This window comes from Nonomuraea maheshkhaliensis, assembly GCF_039529435.1.
GTDB lineage: Bacteria > Actinomycetota > Actinomycetes > Streptosporangiales > Streptosporangiaceae > Nonomuraea > Nonomuraea maheshkhaliensis.
On the sequence record NZ_BAAAMU010000075.1, the window covers coordinates 1 to 15,386 of the forward strand.

Consider the following 15,386-nt stretch of genomic DNA (forward strand, 5'->3'; position numbering starts at 1 on the left):
CCCCAAACCACCAACCGCACTCCTTCCACCCCCGCCGCCCGCCCCACCCTCACCACCCCCACGACCCACCGCAACGCCACACCCTCCCCCGGCCCCGACCTGAACCCCGGTCCCCGCCCTGGTCCCGGCCTGCGAGGAGCCGCACCGAGCACGCGCGGGACAACCACCATGCGCGCAACTCCCACCACGCGCGGGGTCACCGACGCGCGCGGAACGTCCGCCGCCTCACGCCCTGCGGCCCAAAACCCGCGCCGGGCCACGTCCGACACCCAAGGGGCGGCGCCGGACACATGCGGGACCAGGACCGACTCGCACGGCACCACGTCCGGGCGAGCGAGCAGCACCGGCTCGGGTGGTACCGGAACTGATCGAGTGGGCGGATCTGGGCGGCGAGAGGGCCGGTCTGATGCCGTTGAAGCCTCGAAGGGTGGCGTCCACCAACCCACCTCGAACCACAAGCCCACCTCGAACGTCGTCGCCGGCGGGCCGTTTCTCGGGGACAGGTGGGATCGGCCCGATCTCGTCGTCCTGGCCCAGGTCGGCCCCCTGGACACGGTGCTGGTCAACGAGCTGAACACTCTGCGGATCCCCCACCTCCTCGTGGCCGCCTTCGAGGGGTACGGGTGCGTCGGCCCGCTGGTCCTGCCCGGAGAGACCGCGTGCCTGCACTGCCTCGATCTCACCCGGCGCGACCACGATCCCCACTGGCCGATCGTCACCGCCCGGCTGGGCGGTTATCCGCCCGGCGAGATCGCCTGCGACGTGGCGCTGGCCACCGCCGTGGCGGCCGCGGCGACCGGTCACGCACTCGCCTACCTGGACGGTAAGGAGTCATCTGTGACCAATGGCACAGTAGACGTAACGCCTGATTGGCAATGGAAAAGGCGATCGTGGAGGGTACATCCGCAATGTCGTTGTATGCGAAGTAACCCATATTCGCTAAGAATGGTCATGGCACCCAACCGCGACTGACGTGCTCAGACGACCACGAAGGGGGGAAGCGGCATCTCGACGAGGTTCCGCGCATCGGTGTGAACGATCTTCCGCGCCGCGCTGTCACGCGTTCGGCCAAACTGGCCACCCTTCCACTCGGCTTCGCGGGCCGCGCCGCCCTGGGGCTGGGCAAGCGCATCGGCGGCAAGTCCGCGGAGATCGTGGCGCAGGAGGTGCAGCAGCGTACGGCCGAGCAGGTCTTCAGGGTTCTCGGCGAGCTCAAGGGCGGCGCGATGAAGCTGGGCCAGGCCTTGTCGATCTTCGAGGCGGCACTGCCGCAGGAGGTCGTCGGGCCCTACCGCGCCGCGCTCACCAAGCTGCAGGAGGCCGCCCCGCCGCTGCCCGTGTCCACGGTGCACAAGGTGCTGACCGAGCAACTGGGCGACGGCTGGCGCGAGCACTTCCTGTCGTTCGACGACCAGCCGACCGCGGCCGCCTCCATCGGTCAGGTGCACAGGGCCGTGTGGCACGACGGCAGGGAAGTGGCCGTCAAGATCCAGTACCCGGGGGCGGGCAAGGCCCTGCTCGGCGACTTCGCACAGCTCGCGCGGCTAAGCAAACTGTTCGGCGCGCTGCTGCCGGGCCTCGACATGAAAGCCGTGCTCGGTGAGCTGCGCGAACGCATCGCGGAGGAGCTCGACTACCTGAGGGAGGCCGAGGCCCAGCACGCGTTCGCCCTGGAGTTCAACGGCGACCCCGACTTCCACGTGCCCGACGTGGTGGCCGCCAACGAGATGGTGCTGGTCACGGAGTGGATGGCAGGCACGCCGCTGTCGCGCATCATCGCCGAGGGCACCCAGGAGCAACGCGACCGGGCCGGCCTGCTCTTCGTACGGTTCCTGTTCTGCTCCCCAGCACGGGTCGGGATGCTGCACGCCGACCCGCACCCCGGCAACTTCCGCATGCTGGCCGACGGCAAGCTCGGCGTGCTCGACTTCGGCGCGGTCAACCGCCTGCCCGAGGGCTATCCGCCCGCGTTCGGGAAGCTCACCCGCATCTTCAACCAGGGCGACATGGCCACCGTCACGGAGGGGTTGCGGCAGGAGGGCTTCATCCGGCCGGACATCGAGGTCGACGGCGACGCGCTGCGCGCCTTCCTCGCACCGTACGTGGAGCCGACCGCCGTGGAGGAGTTCACGTTCAGCCGGGAGTGGCTGCAGGAGCAGGCGGCCAGCGTCACTGACCTCAGGCCGACCAACGTGATCCGCCAACTCAACCTGCCGACGTCGTACGTGCTCATCCACCGGGTGCACGCGGCCGGCATCGGCGTGCTCTGCCAGCTCGGCACCACGGCCCGGTTTCGCGACGAGGTGATCCGCTGGGTCCCGGGCTTCGCCGACGATCCCGACCCGGATGCGAACTCCGACGACGAACCGCTGGCGATCGGCTGACCTGGCTCAGGTCCCTTCGACTCGACTTCCTCCGGCCCAACTCCGCCCAGCTCGACCTTCCCGACGCGGCTCCTTCCGGATCAGCTCCCTCCGGCTCGGCGCCCTCCCCTTCGGCCCGACTCCCTCCGAATCGGTGCTCTCCCGCTCAACTCCTCTGGCTCGACTCTCGCGGCTCAACCATTTCCGCCTGGGATCTTCCCGCCGCTGCTGGGATCTCTCCAGCCTCACCACCGCCCTCTCCTCACCTCGTCATCACCCGCTGTCTTCATCTCGCCGCCGCCCTCCCCCGCCGCACCGTCACCCGCCGTCTTCGCCTCGCGCTGCCCTCTCTTTCGTTGCTGGTCGCGCTCACGCCAAGCCAGCCTTCTGGGGCACGGCCCAAGGTGAGTTCGTGAGACTTCGGCGACCCAGCGTTGAACTAGTGCCACTCTGTGTAATGATATGACTTCGGAGAGTAACGATTCCTTCGGAGACGCCTCATGTATCGATCAGCTCGCCCGGTGTTCGCCACCGCGCGGGTGGTTGCCGGCTCACTGGTGGACGCCGCCGCACGAGTGGTCGCCGGTTCATTGACGGGCGCCGCCACACGAGTCGTCGCTGGTTCACTGGCGGGCGTGGCCGTGCTGGTGATCGCCGCCACATTCGCGGAGGCCGGCTCGTTCGCGGGGACCGGCCCGCTGGTGATCGTCAGCTCGCTCACCACCGCTTTGGTGGCCGCACTCTCACAGATGAACGCCGAACGAGTGGCCGCCGCGCCGATTGTGGCGATCGGCTCGCTGGTGATCGCCGGCTCGCTCGGCACCGTTCCGGCCGCGATGGCGTCCACGGCCGGGGCACTTGTCACCGTCCCGGCCCCGATGATGTTCGAAGGCAGTACACGTGCCACCAGCGTGATCCCGAGGGCGCGTACGGGTGGAACATCCGCTGTCCCGATCGCGGTGGCAGCCACAGCTGGAACACCCACCACCACCTCGCCCGAGATGGCAGCTGCGGACGGTCCGCCGGCCGCTGTCCCGGCCATGGGCGCCGTGGTCGATCCTGGGATCGCCGCGCCGGTCGCGAATGCCATTGTCGATCCGAACGCCACCGGTGAGTGCTTGATCTCCAAGGCAGGGAAGGTCACCGCCATCATCGATCCGTCGTACTCGGGCGCACCCGTCGAGGTCGGCGCCCTCTCCTGCATCACCGGGCATTGAGCGTACGACTCCGGCGAGCGGTTGCGCATGGCGGCGTGATCGTGGGCCGGGTACGCACGTGGCCGGTGTTCTGACCGAGTTGTCCGATCCGCCCGTCCCGCCAGGTACTCGAACTTCCGCACGAGCCTGATGGGTGCGCGGGGGTGGACAGCTCAATGGCTGGTCGGCGGGGTAAATGCTCGCACCTGCCCCGCCGGCCAGCGCCCTTTCGTGGCCCTGGCCCCCGGCACGCCGTCCCGGTCCACCTCAGCGATCATCCAGACCATCACCGTGGCCGCGTGACCAGCTTGTGAGCCGTACTGGCCGGAGTCCGGGGGTGATGCGCTGTCCAGCTCGTCAGATCATGCCGCCGGCGGCGTTGATGGTCTGGCCGGTGATCCAGCGGGCGGCGTCCGAGGCCAGGAACGCGACGACGTCGGCGATGTCGGCCGGTTCGCCCAGGCGGCCCAGCGGGGTGCGGGCCTTGGCGTCGTCGATGAGGTGCGGGGGCACGGTGTCGAGGACTTCGGTACGGGTCAGGCCGGGCAGGACGCTGTTGACCGTGACGGATCTGGCGCCCACCTCCCAGGCCAGCGTACGGGCGAGTTGATCACCGGCGGCCTTGCCGGCGGCCAGCAGCGACATGCCGGGCAGCGGCGACACGGTCAGCGCGGACGAGATCAGGATGATCCGGCCATGGTCGCGGATGCGTCGCGCGGCCTCGCGCAGTGCCACGAACGTAGCCAGCACGTTGGCCTGCAAGAACTGGTCGAAGTCGGCATCGGTGGCGCGGGCCAGCGGGCCGGCTGTCGCCGTGGCGGCGTTGTTCACCCATACGTCGACCCGGCCGTACTGGGCCTCAGCCGCATCGAACAGCTCCTTGACCGTCTCGGGGCGGGTGATGTCCGTGCGGACCGCGGTGGCCAGCCCGCCCGCGTTCTTGATCTGGTCCACCGCCCGCGCGGCCGTCTCCTGGTCGCGGGAGCCGACGACGACGCGCATCCCCGCCGCGGCGAGCCGGTCGCTGATCGCCCGTCCGATGCCGCGCGATCCGCCGGTGACGACCGCGACCCGATCCTCGGTACGCATGATCTCTCCAATTAGTCGACTCTATGGATAGTCCATAGCATCGACTAGTTTGGTCGAGAGTGTCAACTGTCCAGGGAGTAGACTGCGTGGTATGGGCGCCGCACCCGATGACGAATTCGTCGAGACGCTGATCGGCGTCTACATGGAGATCGACGGGCTGTTCAGCACGGCCAGCCGCCAGCTGGGACTGACCCCCCAGCAGGCGCAACTGCTGTGCTTCGCCCAGCATCTGCAGCCGTCACTCGGCGAGCTCGCGACTCTGCTGCACTGCGACAAGACCAACATCACCGGCCTGGTCGACCGGCTTCAGCGACGCGACCTGCTCACCCGCGAAACCGACCCCGACGATCGGCGGATGATCCGCGTCCACCTCACTCCCGAGGGCGAGGCAGTCACCCGGAAGTTCCAGCAGGCCATCGACACCACCCTGATCACCCGCTTCGATTCCTGGCCCAGCAGCCAACGCGACCGCCTCGCCCAGCTGCTCAGATCCGCCACGACAGCGCTGCGTTCCTGATCGCCGCGGTCGCGACCGACCTCGCATACGCCTCCATTCCGGGCAGGGCTGATCACACCGAACCAGCGTGACCACCTGACCAGGAAGCCGGGTTAACGCCCCTCCATCAACACCGGACGCCGCCGTCGGCTCGGTCACGGTGTCGTTGATCCAGTACGGCGTCGGGCCCGGCCCGATGCACGATTGCTCTCGGCTCGCTCGTACCGGGGCTCAGGTCAGGCCGGAGAGGAGGGCTTGGACACCGGCGGTGAGGATGCGTTCGCCATCCTTCTCCGAGTTCAGGAACCAGCCGGGAAGCGGCGTGCGCAGGGAGCAGGTGAGCTCGATGCTGACCAGGCCGTGGATCGTGGTCCACACCAGGTAGGCCGCGCGCTGCGGGTCCGTTGATCGGATGAGGCCCTCCTGCGCGGCGGCGGAGGCGGCCAGGGTGAGCGGGTCGAAGCACAGGCGCAGGGCGTCGTGGCGCTGCTCGGGTGAAGGGTCGAAGTCGGGCAGCGGGCGCTCGAACATGAGCGCGTACAGGGCCGGGTCGGCCCGGGCGAACCGCCGGTAGCCGTAGGCCACCGCCATGATGCGGGCCAGCGGGTCCGGGTGGCCGTCCATGGAGGTGGTCATCGCCTCGTGGAGGAGACGGAAGCCGTACTCGTAGATCGCTTCCAGGAGGCCGGCGCGGCCGCCGAAGCAGGTGTAGATGCCCATGGTCGAGGTGCCGGCGGCGTCCGCAACCCGGCGGAGGGTCAGGTGAAGCGCGCCCTGTTCGCGGAGCACGCGCATGGCCGCGTCGAGCAGGTCCTGGCGCAGGGCGCCGAGTTCTTTCGAGGTGCTTACGGCTCTCGGCACCCTCTCACCATATCGGTCGATAACGCTCATCATAACAAGCGTTATCAAGGGCCGACCAACCAGGACCGAGAGGTCGAGAAGGGATCGCGACATGAGCGTTCATCGGGTCGCCGCGGCGGCCGGGTTCCTCTGCGCCGTGCTGCTCGTCGTCAACTCCGCCCGCCGTGCCGGGCTTCTGCCGGAAACGGCTCTCACGCATGCCATCGCACCGTTCGCAGCCCTTGCGGGGTTACTCGCGATCACCGGCATCTACCTGCTCATCCGCGGTACGGCCGGCGCTCTCGGGCTCGTCGGGTACGTGCTCAACTCGGCGGGGCTGGCCGGGGCGTTCGCGATCGAGTACACGCTGCACTTCGTCTTCCCGTATCTCGGCGGCGGCACCGTGAGCGGGCTGCTCGCCGGGGGGACCGGGCGGGCGTTCCTGGTCACGTCGATCGTTCTGCTGGTGGGGGTGCTGACGTTCAGCGCGGCGGCGGTCAGGAGCGGGATGCTGCCGGTGGTGGCGGTGCTGCTGTACGCCGGGGGCATGGTGCCCGGGGCGCTGCGGAGTGTGGTGCCACTGCCGGTCTATCTCGGGGGGCTGGTGGTCGCGGGGATCGGGGTCGCGTGGATGGCTGCGCGGCTCTGGGCGGCGGAAGGGGTGGATGGGGAGGTCGTGGTGTCCGCGCGGCGTCCGGTTCGTCCTACGGGCTGAGCTTCCGGCGGCGGGCCCGGCCTTCATAGCGGCGGCCGGGCCTTACGCCGCTTGCGGGCTTGGGGCTGGCGGCCCGGTGGGCTTGCTTGCTCGATCATGAATCCGCGCGAGTTTCGCTGTGGCTAGGCTCGCGCGACCCGTGTCGGGACGTCTGATGGCCGGGGTCGCGCGAGTCGGGCCGTGGGTGGGCTCGCGCAGCCGCGTGGTTGGGCGATCCAAGGTCGGGCGATCCAAGGTCGGGCGATCCAAGGTCGGGCGATCCTGTGGTCGGGTCGTGGCGGGCGGGTGTGTTTGGGTGAGTCACGTGGTACCGGTGCGTAGCCAGGCATCGCCGAGGAGGGCGTTGCATACGGCGGTGGCGTGGTCCTCGCCGAGGAGGCGGGTGCAGGCGGCTTCGAGGCATCGGGCGAAGTAGCGGACCTCCGCTGCGGCTACCTCCGCGGCCTGGGCCAGTTCTAGTCTGGGGAGCCAGCCGAGCTCAGGGCCGGGGTCGCCTTCGGTCGGTCCGGTCAGGAGCAGGGCGTCGCCGTCTGCGGCGACGTGCACCCAGGGGTGTCCGACCCACACCATGCACGGCGAGGTGTCGGTGTGGCAGGCGGCGTTTCCCCAGTTCATGACATCGGTCAGGTCGCTGCAGCAGCCTGGGGACACGATCGTGCCGTCTCCCCCTAGTAGCAGGTATCCGCCTGGTAGGGGGCTGATGCGCTCAATGGCGGCGTCGGCATCGTGAGCGAGGTGCCGTCGCACATCGGACAGGTCATCAGTGGCGAGGTCCGGCGGTGAGGGAAGTGCGCCTTCGCTTGAGTTGCCGACGTTACCGGCGCCACCCGGGGGTCGAAGTGGCGTGTCGGTGTCGGTGTGGGCATCGGTCCTGGTCCTGGTCTCGGACTCGGACTCGGACTCGGACTCGGACTCGGACTCGGACTCGGCGAAGTCTCGCCACAGGGCGGCCCGGAGCAGGGTCGTCAGTGGGCCTTCAGCGAAGAAGTCCGACAGGCGGATCAAGGATTCGGGGCGGTGGCCTGGGATAGGAGCCGGAAGGCCGGCCGCGATCACCCTTGCGGTCCAGTACGCGTTGCGGAGATCTTCGTCGGTAGCCGGGTCTTCCCGGAGCAGAGGCTCCCCCGTCGAAGGCGAAGCGTCCTGGGACAGGTGGTCCGAGGGTAGGGCATCCTCGCCCAGGTGAACCGAGGGCGCGCTGTCCGCGGAGCGGTCAGGGGACGGGACGTGCTCCCCGAAATTCGAGGGGGCGGCGTGTGCGGGTGAGGCGTGCCCGGCCGAATCCGACGAGGCCGTGGGCGCAGGTGAGGCATGCTCGCCGGAGTCCGCAGAGGCCGTGGCCGCGAGTGAGGCGTGCTCACCCGAACCCGAAAGGACCGTGGGCACGGGTGGAGCTTGGGGAGGGAGATGGTCGAGGAGGCCGGAGAGGGTGTCCACTACGGGGACCAGGCGTAGGCCGGTAAGAAGCGGCAGCGTGGGGGCCGGGTGCTGGTGACGGGCTGGGGCGGTGGCGTGGAGGGCGTGTTCGTACTGGCGGCGGGAGAAGACGAACGGGCCGAGGCGGCCGGTCAGGTCCCAGTCGCGGTGGTTGTTGCGGAAGCCCGACCAGCGCACCACCACGCCGTCGATCTCGATCCTGGCCAGCAGGGCCCAGCAGTCCGCGATGCCGCACGGGCACCCGAGCAGCATGGTCTCGTCGTCCTCCTGGTTGCAGGCCGTCTGCTCCCGCTCGCCCAAGTAGTGGCGGCTCGGCCAGCCGAAGCGGTCGCGGGAGAAGCCCTGGTAGTCGCCTGCCAGCAGTGGGGCCGGTTCGGGGGCGAAGTCCGCCTGGCGTTCGAGTTGCTCCTGGCGGGCGAAGGGGAGTTCGGCCTCTCGTACCAGGTCGAGCAGGGGTACGTCGTCGATGACGATCTCTATGAGGGCGCCGGCCCCCTGCCGGGGATCGGTGCGGAACTCGATCTGGTGCGGCGTGTTCACGAAGTGTTCCTCCCGCCGGGAACCGTTCCCCATCGGACAGAGAAAGAGCCGGGCGCTGGGTGCGCCCGGCTCTCTCATGAGCGATCTGTGCGGGAGATCCTACGCCGGCGGCAGGATCTCCTCGATCAGATCTGGCGGCTCAGGGCCTTGCGGAGGCGGTCGTTCGCCCGCTTGACCTCGCGCCGCGCCCGCTGCACGCGGCTGACGCGCAAGATGAGGCGCTGTTCGGCCGCTTCGCGGTGGAGGGTTTGTATTCGGTCGTTTACCAGGTCATGAATAAGATCCGGCACGGTGAGGCTCCTCGTCGGTCGTGCGTTCATCGGTTCAGTTCGCTTTCTGTGTGTCGTGCGTTGGTGCGAGGTGGTCAGGCAGCGACCGGGTGCTTGCGGGGACGCCCGCGCGGACGCTTGCGGGGAACGATGGTTCCCCTGAGGACCAGTTCGCCGCCCCAGACGCCCCAAGGCTCCTCGCGCTCAAGCGCGCGGGCCAGGCAGGCCTCCTGGATCGGGCAGCCGCCGCAGAGTGCCTTGGCGAACTCGACGTCCTCCGGCGACTCGGCGAACCACAGGTCAGGGTCGGTACGACAGGGGATCTTGGCTTCGTCGATCAGGTCCATGATCGTCTTCGCCCCCATCTGCTTTCTCCTTTGATCGATCTTTTTGATCTTGTTCGGGCACCTCGTGGGTGGTCGGGGATCACGGACAAACAAGAAGGCCGCGGATCCTGTGTGCGGATCCGCGGCCTGGAGGCTTTTGCTGCCGGTCAGGTTATGACCGGAGCTTCCCTCCAGGGATGCGGACCGCACAGTCCACCCTTGGTGAGCTGGTTGGCCGGCAGTTCGATACGTGCGCTGTAGGCAGGAGCACCTTGCTCGGCGGCGACACCGACATAGGCGTGCGCGTAAAAGGCGGCGGCCTGGCTACGGGCAGACTTCTCCTGCCGCGGCTTGGCGGGGCCATCGGCCAGACTCACCGAGTCACGGCATGCGAAGGCGAGCCACGGCGTGACTGGCATCTTGATGCTGATCACAGTGACCCACCTCCACTCTCGGGATCGTCGGAACAGGACTGTCCGACTCGCTTGACCATGACCCTAAACCGGGAAGCCGGGAAGGGGCAACATATTTTCTACCTGCGATTTCGTGTCACTTCGCGAGGCGAATCATGGCCTCTTGAACCACGGAGACCACGAGCTCACCCGACGCGGTGAACATCTCACCCCGCGCGAGCCCCCGGGCCCCCGCGGACCACGGCGACTCCTGAGCATAGAGCAGCCAGTCGTCGGCCCTGAAGGGGCGGTGGAACCACATCGCGTGGTCCAGCGAGGCGCCGACGATGCCGGAGGCGCCCCACGCCATGCCGTGCGCCAGCAGGATCGTGTCGACCAAGGTGAAGTCGGAGGCGTACGCGGCCAGCACCACGTGCAGGAGCGGGTCGTCGGGCAGCTCGGCGTGATAGCGGAACCACACGTTGGTACGGGAGCTGCGCAGCTCCGGGTTCTGGTACGCCTCCCAGGTGAGCGGCGAGGCGTGACGGGAGTCGACCGGCCTGGGCCGCGAGAGCCAGTCGCGCAGCTCCGGGTGGTCGCCGACGAGCTCGTACATCTTGTCCTGGAACGTCGGCAGCGTCTCGGGGTCGGGCACCTGGGGCATCACCGACGCCTGGTGGGCCACACCCTCCTCGACGATGTGGAACGACGCGGACATCGTGAAGATCGCCTTGCCGTGCTGGACGGCCACGATGCGGCGGGTGGTGAACGAGCGTCCGTCGCGCAGGCGGTCCACGTTGTAGACGATCGGGACGGACGGGTCGCCCGGCCGGATGAAGTAGGCGTGCAGCGAGTGCACGTGGCGGTCCTTGGGCACCGTGCGGCCGGCCGCCACCAGGGCCTGCGCCGCCACCTGGCCGCCGAAGACGCGCTGGATGCGCTCTTCCGGGCTCCTGCCGCGGAAGATGTCGAGCTCGATCTGCTCAAGGTCGAGCAGGTCGAGCAGCTCCTTGAGCGCCTCGTTCACGTGTCGGTCCCCTCATGCTCTTCTCCGGTCCTGGCCGATGTGCCGCGCCGGACGTAACCAGGTCTGGCCAGTGTGCCGCCCTGGACGTGACCAGGTCTGGCCAATGTGCTGCGCCGGACGTGACCAGGTCCGGGCTTTGTGCCGCGCCGGACGAAGCCAGTCTGACGTGTCGGACGAAAGCACTCGAACGCGACCCGTCCCGACCTCATCATGGCCGGTCCCGATGTCGGGGGCGTTACGCGTGACAGAGCGACAGGACGGCCTCGCCGTAACGGTCGATCTTGACCTTGCCGACCCCGGGGATCGCCCGCAGCTCCTGTTCGGTGGCCGGCGCGCGTTCGGCGATGGCCTGCAGTGTCACGTCGGTGAAGATGACGTAAGGGGGCACCTTCGCCTCCTTGGCCATGGTGGTGCGCCACGCCTTGAGTCGTTCGAGCAGCGCCTCGTCGTAGTCGGCGGGGCAGGTCGAGCAGCGGCCCAGCTTCTGCTCGGCGGCGGCCACCAGCGTCTTCGCGCACACCCTGCAGCTGACCGGCGCGGCCACCTGGCGGCGTTCGCGCGGGGCCTGCGCGGCGCGCGGCGGGGACGCGGCGCGCCCTGTGAGGCCGTCGAGGAAGCGGGACGGGCGGCGGCTCTTGCGCCCGCCGGGCGCACGGGCCAGCGCCCACGAGATCGACAGGTGCTCCCTGGCGCGGGTGACGCCCACGTAGAGGAGGCGGCGTTCCTCCTCGATCTGCTCGGGGGTCTCGGCGTAGATGATGGGCAGCATGCCGTCGGTGACGCCGACGAGGAAGACGGCGTCCCACTCCAGGCCCTTGGCGGCGTGGAGCGAGGCCAGGGTGACGCCCTCGACGGGCGGCGCGTGCTGCTCGGAGGCGCGGCGTTCGAGCTCGGCCACGAACGCGGGCAGATCGGCCCCCTCGGCGGCCAGGTCTTCCGCCAGGTCGGCCAGGGCCTTGAGCGACTCCCACTTCTCCCTGGCCTTGCCGCCCCCGGGAGGCGAGGGCGTCAGGCCGACGCCGGCCAGGATGTGGTGGACCTCGGAGGCCAGCGGCTCACCGGACACGGAGCGGGCGGCGCCGCGCAGCAGGACGACCGCCTGACGCACCTCGGGGCGTTCGAAGAAGCGCTCGGCGCCGCGCAGCACGTAGGGGATGCCGGCCTTGGACAGGGCCTCCTCGTAAGCCTCGGACTGGGAGTTGACCCGGAAGAGCACCGCGATCTCGCGCGAGGGCACGCCCTTGTCGAGCAGCTTCCTGATCGCGCGGGCCACGCCGGCCGCCTCGGCGGGCTCGTCGTCGTAGTCGGAGAACGCCGGCCGCGGCCCGTCGGGGCGCTGGGCCACCAACTCCAGGCGGTGCGGGGACTTGCCCTTGGCGATGACCAGGTTGGCCAGATCGACCACCTGGGGGGTCGAGCGGTAGTCGCGCACGAGCTTGATCACGGCCGCGTCGGGACGTTCGACCGCGAACCCGGTCAGGTAGCGCGGGCTGGCGCCGGTGAAGGAGTAGATGGTCTGGTTGGGGTCGCCGACCACGCAGACGTCGTCGCGCCCGCCGAGCCAGGTGTCGAGCAGGAGCTTCTGCAGCGGGTTGACGTCTTGGTACTCGTCGACCACGAAGTAGCGGTATTGCTGGCGGATCTGCGCGGCCACCTCCCGGTGCTCGGTCATCACCGCCGCGGTCAGTTCGAGGATCGTCTCGAAGTCGAGCAGGTGGCGCTCGCGCCTGATCTGCTCGTACGCCTCGTAAAGCCGGGCCAGCTCCTCGACCGGGATCGGCGGCTTGCGGTGGTGCTTGGCCGCGGCCGCCACGTAGTCCTCGGGGCCGACCTGGGTGACCTTGGCCCACTCGACCTCGGCGGCGATGTCGCGCAGCTCGGAGCGTTCGGGGGTCCTGCGCTGCTGGCGGCACGCCTCGGCCAGGACGGGCAGCTTCGACTCGATGATCGAGGGCGCGTCGCCGCCGATCACGCGCGGCCAGAAGTAGGTGAGCTGACGCAGCGCCGCGGCGTGGAACGTGCGGGCCTGGACGCCGGGCGCGCCGAGCGCGCGCAGCCGCTGGCGCAGCTCACCCGCCGCGCGAGTGGTGAACGTCACAGCCAGCACGCTCGGCGCGTCGACGACGCCGCTGCGGACCGCGTACGCGATGCGGTGGGTGATCGCTCTGGTCTTGCCGGTCCCCGCTCCTGCCAGCACACACACCGGCCCGCGCACGGCCTCGGCGACCGCGCGCTGCTCGGGATCGAGTCCGATCAGTACGTCGTCCGCGTTGTTCACCCGTACATCCTCCCAGCCGCTGGCGGTGCGGCACCTTATTCTGGCAACATGCGGGCCGACGTATGTTCTTAGTCTGCCGGATGCGAAGAACTGGTCTCTTCCCCCACAATGGGGCCGACCATCTGTATGGGGGAAAGGAAGGCCGTGCGAACTGCGGTTTCCGTGAGCGCTGTCGCGCTCGCAGCCGTTGTGCTCACACCCGTCGCCGCGACCGCGAGCAACGCGAGCGCGATCAAGGAGCCCACACCCGCCCCGACGGCGAGCAGCTCCATCATCGACGACGGGTTCGACGGGCTGGCGGCAGAGACCGTGAAGTACGGATCTCACCACCGCCAGAGCATGGACGTGTGGTGGACGACCGACGGCGAGAACCGGCCCGGGATCTTCCTCATCCACGGCGGCTGGTGGTCCAGCGGCGACAAGAAGTACATGAGGGAGATCACCCGCAGCTACGCCGAGCTGGGCTACACCGTCTTCAACCTCAACTACCGCCTGTCCGGTGACGCGGCCTGGCCCGCGCAGCGCACGGACGCGCTGGCCGCGATCGCGGTGGCGCGCAAGCACGCGGCCAGGTGGTCGTTCGATCCGCGCAATTACGTGCTGGTCGGCTTCTCCGCGGGCGGGCACATCGCGGCGGCGGTGGGGACGTACGGCAACGGCGTCAGCGGGCTCAAGGGCGTGGTCGGGCTGTCGCCTATCATCTCGCCGCTGCGGGCCTACGCCGACGGCGACAAGAGCCCCGACCCCAACAAGCGCAGGCTGCGCACCGCCGCCATCAAGGTGGCCGGCGGCTGCGCGCCCAGGGGCAAGTGCTCGCGGATCTGGGCCAGCATGGAGGTGGCCTGGCACGCCAGCCCCAAGGACGCGCCGATGCTGACCCTGCACTCCAAGGACGAGTTCGTGCCGCCGGTGCAGAGCCAGTTGCTGCAGAGGATGCTCGGCCAGGTGGGCGTGCCGGTGAACGTGGTCACGGTGCCGGGGATCAACCACAGCTCGCCCCTCTACCGCGAGCCCGGCGTGGCCGAGCGGGTGCAGGCGTGGATCGCCGAACGCATCGGGTAAGAACCGGGATTAACCAGGCACCCGGCGTTGTTGCACGGATCGCCTGATTTCCTGACCTTGGAGGGATTCCCCGAGATGGCGCTCACGGTCTACAGCACCACGTGGTGCGGCCCCTGCAAGCGGCTCAAGTCTCAGCTCGCCCGCGAGGGGATCAGTTTCGACGAGATCGACATCGAGCGCGACACCGCTGCCGCGGAGTTCGTGATGAGCGTCAACAACGGCAACCAGGTGGTGCCGACCGTGGTGATCGAGACGCCGAAGGGCCGTGTCGTCCGCACGAACCCCTCGGCGCGCGAGGTCAAGGCGCTGCTCGAAGCGGCCTGACCGGACTCACCAGTCGCCGACGAGCTCGCCGCCGTGCCAGGTCTCGATCAGGCGGCGGGCTATCGACACGGGAGGCGGCAGGCGCAGCTCACCCGACTCCAGGGCCGCGGTGAGCTCCTGCCGCGAGTACCAGCGCGCCTCCGCGATCTCGTCCCTGTCGGGCACGAGCGTGGTGGTGACGGCCTCGGCGAAGAAACCGAGCATGAGGCTGCGCGGAAACGGCCACGGCTGGCTGCCCAGATAGCGCGGGTTGGCCACGGCGATGCCGACCTCCTCGGCCACCTCGCGGACGACGGCCGCCTCCAGCGACTCGCCCGGCTCCACGAACCCCGCCAGGATGGACAGCCGCCCCTCCGGCCACTGCGGCCCGCGGGCGAGCAGGCAGCGGTCGTCGGCGTCGCGGATCAGCATGATGACGGCCGGATCGACGCGCGGGAAGTGCTGACTCGCGTCCTTCGGGCAGACCCGGATGTGGCCGCCCGCCGAGACCTCGGTGCGCGCGCCGCAGCGCGGGCAGAACTCGTGCGTCGAGTGCCACGCCTCCAGCGCCACGGCGTAGACCAGCAGGCCCGCGTCGCGGTCGCCGAGCAGGCCGCCGGCCTGGCGCAGCCCGGCCGGCACCGGCTCGCCCTCGGGGGTGTCGCGCAGGCCCATCGGCACGGTCAGGCGGCCGTTGACGTCGCTCTTGGAGACGCCCGGCAGCGGCGCGGCGACCGCGAAGTAGGCGACCCCGTCTTCGACGCCGAGCAGGTAACGCTGCCCAGGGGGCGCGTCCTGCGGCGTGAACAGCACGGCCTGGACGTCGTCTCCCGATCGCCGCACCAGGGTATGGCCGTTGTCGATCACCAGCACCCTCGTCGCGGGGTCGGACCACGCGCGCTCCAGCCACCGCTCGTCGGCCCGCAGCGGCGAGGATCGGTCGATGGTCCCCCGCGCGAGAAGCAGTGGCCCGATGAGTTGCTCTTCCGCGGTCTCCACTGGCCGCCCCCTCCTGAGTCCCATGTCATCCTATGACCTCGCCGTTAGCCCGCG

General features: G+C 69.5%; 16 protein-coding genes. 7 read left to right on the top strand and 9 right to left on the bottom strand.

Annotated elements, in window-relative coordinates; genetic code table 11:
• Positions 1-555 precede the first annotated feature (555 nt).
• The 3 genes from ABFX54_RS36985 (at position 556) to ABFX54_RS36995 (ending at position 3,580) form a co-directional block, all read left to right on the top strand.
• The gene (locus ABFX54_RS36985) at positions 556-972 is read left to right on the top strand and encodes a hypothetical protein (protein ID WP_346111384.1); all 417 of its coding nucleotides are present in this window, start codon (positions 556-558) and stop codon (positions 970-972) included.
• Positions 973-1,031: 59 nt separating this feature from the next.
• Entirely contained in the window at positions 1,032-2,384 is a 1,353-nt protein-coding gene (locus ABFX54_RS36990; protein WP_346111385.1) for an ABC1 kinase family protein, read from the top strand.
• 479 nt (positions 2,385-2,863) lie between these two features.
• Positions 2,864-3,580, top strand: coding sequence for a hypothetical protein (locus ABFX54_RS36995; RefSeq protein WP_346111386.1), 717 nt, complete (start codon positions 2,864-2,866; stop codon positions 3,578-3,580).
• 336 nt (positions 3,581-3,916) lie between these two features.
• Here the strand turns inward: ABFX54_RS36995 and ABFX54_RS37000 are convergent, their stop codons facing one another.
• A complete protein-coding gene (locus tag ABFX54_RS37000; protein WP_346111387.1) occupies positions 3,917-4,648 on the bottom strand; it encodes an SDR family NAD(P)-dependent oxidoreductase in 732 nt (243 codons plus the stop codon).
• Positions 4,649-4,739: 91 nt separating this feature from the next.
• On the opposite strand from ABFX54_RS37000, the gene ABFX54_RS37005 reads away from it, so the two are divergent.
• Positions 4,740-5,165 (top strand): MarR family winged helix-turn-helix transcriptional regulator, encoded by a 426-nt coding sequence (locus ABFX54_RS37005; RefSeq protein ID WP_346111388.1) that lies wholly within the window; start codon positions 4,740-4,742, stop codon positions 5,163-5,165.
• 210 nt (positions 5,166-5,375) lie between these two features.
• Here the strand turns inward: ABFX54_RS37005 and ABFX54_RS37010 are convergent, their stop codons facing one another.
• Complete coding sequence (locus tag ABFX54_RS37010) at positions 5,376-6,005, bottom strand: TetR/AcrR family transcriptional regulator (RefSeq protein ID WP_346111389.1); 630 nt, start codon at positions 6,003-6,005, stop codon at positions 5,376-5,378.
• Between the two features lie 91 nt (positions 6,006-6,096).
• On the opposite strand from ABFX54_RS37010, the gene ABFX54_RS37015 reads away from it, so the two are divergent.
• Positions 6,097-6,699, top strand: coding sequence for a hypothetical protein (locus ABFX54_RS37015; protein WP_346111390.1), 603 nt, complete (start codon positions 6,097-6,099; stop codon positions 6,697-6,699).
• A gap of 300 nt (positions 6,700-6,999) precedes the next feature.
• On the opposite strand, the gene ABFX54_RS37020 is transcribed toward ABFX54_RS37015, so the two are convergent.
• The 6 genes from ABFX54_RS37020 to ABFX54_RS37045 all read right to left on the bottom strand — a co-directional run bounded on the left by ABFX54_RS37020 (position 7,000) and on the right by ABFX54_RS37045 (position 12,968).
• Entirely contained in the window at positions 7,000-8,676 is a 1,677-nt protein-coding gene (locus ABFX54_RS37020) for a hypothetical protein (RefSeq protein ID WP_346111392.1), read from the bottom strand.
• A 125-nt stretch (positions 8,677-8,801) separates the two neighbouring features.
• The gene (locus ABFX54_RS37025) at positions 8,802-8,966 is read right to left on the bottom strand and encodes a hypothetical protein (protein WP_346111393.1); all 165 of its coding nucleotides are present in this window, start codon (positions 8,964-8,966) and stop codon (positions 8,802-8,804) included.
• Positions 8,967-9,040: 74 nt separating this feature from the next.
• On the bottom strand, positions 9,041-9,310 hold the full coding sequence (locus ABFX54_RS37030) for a WhiB family transcriptional regulator (protein WP_106240958.1): 270 nt from the start codon (positions 9,308-9,310) through the stop codon (positions 9,041-9,043).
• Positions 9,311-9,438: 128 nt separating this feature from the next.
• Positions 9,439-9,705 (bottom strand): hypothetical protein, encoded by a 267-nt coding sequence (locus ABFX54_RS37035; protein ID WP_346111395.1) that lies wholly within the window; start codon positions 9,703-9,705, stop codon positions 9,439-9,441.
• A gap of 115 nt (positions 9,706-9,820) precedes the next feature.
• A complete protein-coding gene (gene tesB, locus ABFX54_RS37040; protein WP_346111397.1) occupies positions 9,821-10,690 on the bottom strand; it encodes an acyl-CoA thioesterase II in 870 nt (289 codons plus the stop codon).
• Positions 10,691-10,925: 235 nt separating this feature from the next.
• A complete protein-coding gene (locus ABFX54_RS37045; protein ID WP_346111398.1) occupies positions 10,926-12,968 on the bottom strand; it encodes an ATP-dependent DNA helicase UvrD2 in 2,043 nt (680 codons plus the stop codon).
• A 189-nt stretch (positions 12,969-13,157) separates the two neighbouring features.
• Here ABFX54_RS37045 and ABFX54_RS37050 point away from each other — a divergent pair, with 189 nt between their 5' ends.
• A complete protein-coding gene (locus tag ABFX54_RS37050; protein WP_346111399.1) occupies positions 13,158-14,030 on the top strand; it encodes an alpha/beta hydrolase in 873 nt (290 codons plus the stop codon).
• Between the two features lie 75 nt (positions 14,031-14,105).
• Entirely contained in the window at positions 14,106-14,354 is a 249-nt protein-coding gene (locus tag ABFX54_RS37055; RefSeq protein WP_346111400.1) for a mycoredoxin, read from the top strand.
• Between the two features lie 6 nt (positions 14,355-14,360).
• On the opposite strand, the gene nudC is transcribed toward ABFX54_RS37055, so the two are convergent.
• Positions 14,361-15,332, bottom strand: coding sequence for an NAD(+) diphosphatase (gene nudC, locus ABFX54_RS37060; protein ID WP_346111401.1), 972 nt, complete (start codon positions 15,330-15,332; stop codon positions 14,361-14,363).
• Positions 15,333-15,386 lie beyond the last annotated feature (54 nt).

Coding starts and splice junctions, on each gene's coding strand:
- ABFX54_RS36995 (WP_346111386.1), top strand. CDS start 2,864: ATGTATCGATCAGCTCGCCCGGTGTTCGCCACCGCGCGGGTGGTTGCC.
- ABFX54_RS37005 (WP_346111388.1), top strand. CDS start 4,740: ATGGGCGCCGCACCCGATGACGAATTCGTCGAGACGCTGATCGGCGTC.
- ABFX54_RS37055 (WP_346111400.1), top strand. CDS start 14,106: ATGGCGCTCACGGTCTACAGCACCACGTGGTGCGGCCCCTGCAAGCGG.
- ABFX54_RS37015 (WP_346111390.1), top strand. CDS start 6,097: ATGAGCGTTCATCGGGTCGCCGCGGCGGCCGGGTTCCTCTGCGCCGTG.
- ABFX54_RS37000 (WP_346111387.1), bottom strand. CDS start 4,648: ATGCGTACCGAGGATCGGGTCGCGGTCGTCACCGGCGGATCGCGCGGC.
- ABFX54_RS37030 (WP_106240958.1), bottom strand. CDS start 9,310: ATGGGGGCGAAGACGATCATGGACCTGATCGACGAAGCCAAGATCCCC.